A 920-nucleotide genomic window follows, 5' to 3' on the forward strand; every position below is an offset into this window, starting at 1 on the left:
TGACCTTACCCCTGTTTGACGTATCCCATAGCCGAGGGAATTCAGGCGGCTCGCTGGGCAGCGAGCCAGTTCTTCTCGAACGTCATAGGGCTGACGTAATCGAGCGTCGAGTGTAGCCGATGGGCATTGTAGAAACCCAGCCAATCAACGATTTCGTCCATCACCGCGCGCCGTGTGGCGAAGTGCCGACCATGCAGGCGACCGACTGTCAGCGAACCCCACAAGCTTTCGGTCGGCGCGTTGTCCCAGCAATCGCCACGGCGGCTCATCGACGAACGCATGCCATATGCTTTCAGCGTGTCCTGAAACAGCCCGCTGCAATACTGGCTGCCCCGGTCGCTGTGCATGATCAGGCCCGGCGGCGGACGCCGTCTGAACCATGCCATGCGCAGCGCGTCAGTGACCAGCTCGGCCTTCATGTGAGGCTGCATCGACCAGCCCACCACCTGCCTGCTGAACAGGTCGATGATGACCGCCAGATAAACCCAGCCTTCTGCAGTCGCGCAGTACGTGATGTCGCTCGTCCAGACCTGATTCGGCGCACTCGTCGTGAAGTTACGCTTCAGCAAGTTCGGCGCGACCGGCAGGTTATGGTTCGAATTCGTCGTCGCGATGAACTTGCGCTTGTGCCGAGCACGAATGCCGTGCCGCGCCATCAGATTGCGAACCCGCTCCTTACCCACGCGCACACCACGTGCAACCAGTTCTTTCGTCATGCGCGGCCAGCCGTACTCACCCTTGACCTGCGCATGGATCGCGCGGATGTTGGCCAGCAAGGCATCGTCGCTGATTCGTACCGGGCTGTGCCTCTCCCGGCCCGCTGCAGCCCGCTGACGCCGCTGGTGATACCCGCTCGGGCTGACCTCCAGCAACTCGCACAGCAGCGACGCCGGCCAGCGCTTGTGCTCCCGTTCGATAAA

The 920-nt window shown here is 62.0% G+C and carries 1 protein-coding gene; it reads right to left on the reverse strand.

The features are described from left to right. Window positions 1-41: 41 nt before the first annotated feature. On the reverse strand, window positions 42-920 hold an 879-nt coding region (locus AB4Y44_RS42395), incomplete at its 5' end, for an IS3 family transposase (RefSeq protein ID WP_368702815.1).

The sequence above is a fragment of the Paraburkholderia sp. BR10937 genome, assembly GCF_040965695.1.
In the GTDB taxonomy this organism is placed as follows: domain Bacteria; phylum Pseudomonadota; class Gammaproteobacteria; order Burkholderiales; family Burkholderiaceae; genus Paraburkholderia.